This is a genomic window from Mycobacterium sp. (genome assembly GCF_050701675.1).
Taxonomy (GTDB): Bacteria; Actinomycetota; Actinomycetes; order Mycobacteriales; family Mycobacteriaceae; genus Mycobacterium.
The window spans coordinates 1-3647 of record NZ_JBOGDD010001352.1; the positions used below are offsets into that span (position 1 = coordinate 1).

General features: G+C 66.6%; 4 protein-coding genes. 3 read left to right on the forward strand and 1 reads right to left on the reverse strand.

The features are described 5' to 3' along the window. Both ACRDUX_RS41760 and ACRDUX_RS41765 read left to right on the forward strand, forming a co-directional pair. Window positions 1-814, forward strand: an 814-nt coding sequence (locus ACRDUX_RS41760) for an amidase family protein (RefSeq protein WP_526423595.1), incomplete at its 5' end; no start/stop codon positions are given. Beyond that, complete coding sequence (locus ACRDUX_RS41765; protein WP_526423597.1) at window positions 811-1572, forward strand: GntR family transcriptional regulator; 762 nt, start codon at window positions 811-813, stop codon at window positions 1570-1572. The genes ACRDUX_RS41760 and ACRDUX_RS41765, both read left to right, overlap by 4 nt. 12 nt (window positions 1573-1584) lie before the next feature. Here ACRDUX_RS41765 and ACRDUX_RS41770 read toward each other — a convergent pair whose 3' ends face one another. After that, complete coding sequence (locus ACRDUX_RS41770; RefSeq protein ID WP_526423601.1) at window positions 1585-2487, reverse strand: tyrosine recombinase XerC; 903 nt, start codon at window positions 2485-2487, stop codon at window positions 1585-1587. Window positions 2488-2830: 343 nt separating this feature from the next. Between ACRDUX_RS41770 and ACRDUX_RS41775 the strand changes: the two genes are divergently transcribed. Then, on the forward strand, window positions 2831-3647 hold an 817-nt coding region (locus ACRDUX_RS41775), incomplete at its 3' end, for an AMP-binding protein (RefSeq protein ID WP_526423599.1).

Here is a 3647-nt window from a genome sequence, read left to right on the forward strand (position 1 = left end):
CCTTGGTATCGTCGGCGGCCCCGACCCCCGTGACCCGCAGTCGTACTACGTTGCACCGCCGCCGGATCAGGCATACCGCCGGCTCCGCGTCGGGGTGGTGCGCGCACCCTTCGGGATCGCTCCCGACCCGGCAACCGGGCGTGCCGTCGACGCCGCACTCGACGTGCTGCGACGATCTGGTGACGCCGACTACGGCGACGTAGAGCTACCCGCCCCGCTGCCCCGCGACGTGTTCGAGACGCTGTGGGTCACGGGGCGCGGCTTGGGCTTTCGGGACGTAGCGGACAAGCACGCCGACGTGATGGACCCCGGACTACTGCGACTGGTGACGTTGGCGCAGTCCTACACACTGGCGGACTATTACTCCGCACTCACCAAGCGTCGCGAATTCAACGCGGCGATGTACGGCTGTCTTGCGGATTGGGACCTGCTCCTGACACCGACGATGCCGATCACCGCGTTCGCGGCTGACGCGGAGGTGCCCGAGGGCGGGGACCTGGCCGCCCCGCTGCCGTGGATCACGTGGACGCCATACACCTATCCGTTCAACATCACCGGGCAGCCCGCCATCAGCATTCCGTGCGGGCGGGGCGCCGAGGCAATGCCGGTGGGACTGCAGATCATCGGGCCGTGGGGCGGCGATGACCGGGTGCTGTCGTTCGCCCAACGGTGCCAATCCGTGCTCACCGCATCCGACGAGACGCTGTTCGCCCCCGCTGCGCATGCGCTGGCCGAAACATCGCAGACACTTACGCCATATCATCAGGCGCAGCGCCCAGAGCGCAGCTCAGGGGAGGAAGGGTCGCCACGATGACTAGGACTCGGGCCAACGGGCCGCAGGCCCGATCGCCTGCCGACGACGGTCAGGACGACTCCCTGATCAACATCCCGCCGATCACCCAACAGGAGTCGGGGCCGGACGGTCACCTTCAGATCAAGGAAGTGGTGTACCGCCGGCTGGTGCGCGCGATCGTCGAACTGCAGCTACGTCCGGGCCAGCAGCTGCGGGAACGTCAGCTCGCCGAGCAGATGGAGGTCTCGAAGACTCCGATCCGAGAAGTCCTCGTACGGTTGGAGAAAGAGGGCCTGGTGACCGTGACGCCCTACCGCGGCGCCATCGTCCGCGGGTACACCAACACCGACATCCGCGAGATCTACGAGCTGCGTGAGCTGTTGGAGGGATTCTGCGCCCGGCGGGCCGCCATGCAGATCAGCGAGGCCGATGAAGCCGAGTTGCGCGCCAATGTTCGCCGCAGCCGCGAGCTGCTCGGTGGCGGGAATCTCGATGAGCTACCCGCCCTGTTCGACGACTTCGATCGAATCCTCTACCGGCAGACCGCGGACCACCGAATCGGCAAGATGCTCGCTGACCTCGATCTGCATCTGGAACGTCTCGGCAATCTGACCGTCGACGTGCCGGGTCGCCTGGACACCTCGGTGCAGCAGCACGAGGCCATCGTCCACGCCATCGTGATGCGTGACCCCGCCGCAGCCGAAGCCGTCTGCCGCGACCACGTTCGCAGCGTGTTCGCAGACCTGATCAACGAGATGCCCGAGAACTGGATGCAGTAGGACCGAGCTGCCCTATGCCCGAGGGTGCGCCTGGTCATGAACCGCACGCAGGCGGGCGACGGACACATGGGTATAGAGCTGCGTGGTCGCCAACGACGAGTGTCCCAACAGCTCCTGTACGACGCGGAGATCCGCTCCGCCTTCGAGGAGGTGGGTCGCCGCGCTGTGCCGAAGACCGTGCGGACCGATGTCGGGAGCTCCGGCGACCGCCGACATGGTCTGGTGCACCACGGTGCGAACCTGGCGCTGATCGACACGGCGTCCCCGCGCACCGAGCAGGAGGGCGGGTCCCGACGACGCGATGGCGAGTGCAGGCCGGCCGTCGGTCAGCCAGGACGTCAGGGCACGCACCACAGGTTCACCGAAGGGCACCGTCCGCTGCTTGTTGCCCTTGCCGAGCACTCGCAGCACGCGCCTGCCGGCGTCGACGTCGTCGACGTCCAACCCACACAGCTCACTGACGCGAATGCCCGTAGCGTACAACATCTCGACGATCAGCCGGTCGCGCACCGCGAGTGGATCACCTTGCTGCGCACCGGATTCGGCGGCGTCCATCGCGTCGAGCGCCTGATCCTGACGCAGGACGGCAGGCAGGGTGCGATGGGCCTTGGGCATCTGCAGGCGCGATGCGGGATCTACGTCGATGAGGCCACGCCGGCATGCCCACGCGGTGAAGGTCTTCACCGCCGAGGTACGACGGGCGATCGTCGTCCGTGCCGTTCCCGTTGCCGCCTGAGCCGAAAGCCACGACCTGAGCGACAACAGCGTGAGGCGATCCAGCGACGGATTCGGCGTGCGTTCCGCCAGGAAGGCGAACAGCGACCTGAGATCGCCGAGATAGGCGCGCCGGGTGTGCTCCGAGCGCCCGCGTTGCAGCTCGAGGTACTCGTCGAACTCCTCGAGAACCACGTCGATTGCGACCGCCACTCCCCTACGTTGGCAGATCAACGTGGCCGCTGCGCCGACGTCCGGCGGGTGTCGCGGAATCGAGACCTCACGGTGACCTGGTGGAAATTGCTCGAATTCGCGAAACCATTTGCGCCACTGTGGTTTCACAAGACATGGTGTGTCATTCATCGTCGGTATCGAAGATTAGAGAACCAGGCTGGCCGCGCCCCGACGGCGATCCGCAGATCCAGGCGGTATTGGTGGCGCGGTTGCCTGTGCCTTGACTGGGTATGCAATCAACGGAGTGCCCGATCGTGGCACGAGTGATGTAGTGGGTATACGCCGGAAACGACCGCGGGGACGAGGAACCATGTCAGATGCAGCCCACCCACGCCTTGCCCACCGAATCGAGCAGCTCTACGCGACCGACCCGCAGTTCCGCGCCGCCGCGCCGCTACCCCATGTCACCGCCGCGATACAGCGGCCGGGCCTGCGGCTGTGGCAGGCGATCGACGCCTGTCTGAACGGTTATGCCGACCGGCCGGCGCTCGGACAGCGGTCCCGCGAGGTGACCCGAGACCAGACGACCGGGCGTTCCACGACCACCCTGCTGGCCGGCTTCGACACCATCACGTATGCGCGCCTGCGCGAGGACGTCGTGGCGCTGTCCAATACCTGGCAGGCCGCCAGCTTCCAGACCGGCGATTTCGTCGCTGTGCTGGGCTTCACCAGTATCGGCTACACCGTGCTACAGCTGGCGTGTGCCCGACTCGGCGCGGTATTCGTTCCACTGCAGACCAGCTCGTCGGCCCGACAGCTCGCGCCGATCATCGCCGAGACCGCACCGCGGAACTTCGCCGTCAGCGTGGAGTCCCTGGACACCGCCGTAGAGCTGATCATCGGCACGCCGTCGGTGCAGCGACTGGTGGTGTTCGACTACCCCGAGTCCGATGACGAACAGCGCGAGCGGTACCACACCGCGATGGCACGTCTGGCCGACGCGGGTCGGGTACTGGACGTGGTGACGCTGCTCAACGATATCGACAGCGGGCGCGGACTCCCGGAATCGGACCCGTTCATCCCAGGGGATGGCGACGACCCGCTGGCCGCACTGATTTACACGTCGGGCAGCACTGGTGCGCCCAAGGGCGCGATGTACACCACTGATCTGATGACACGGTTGTGGC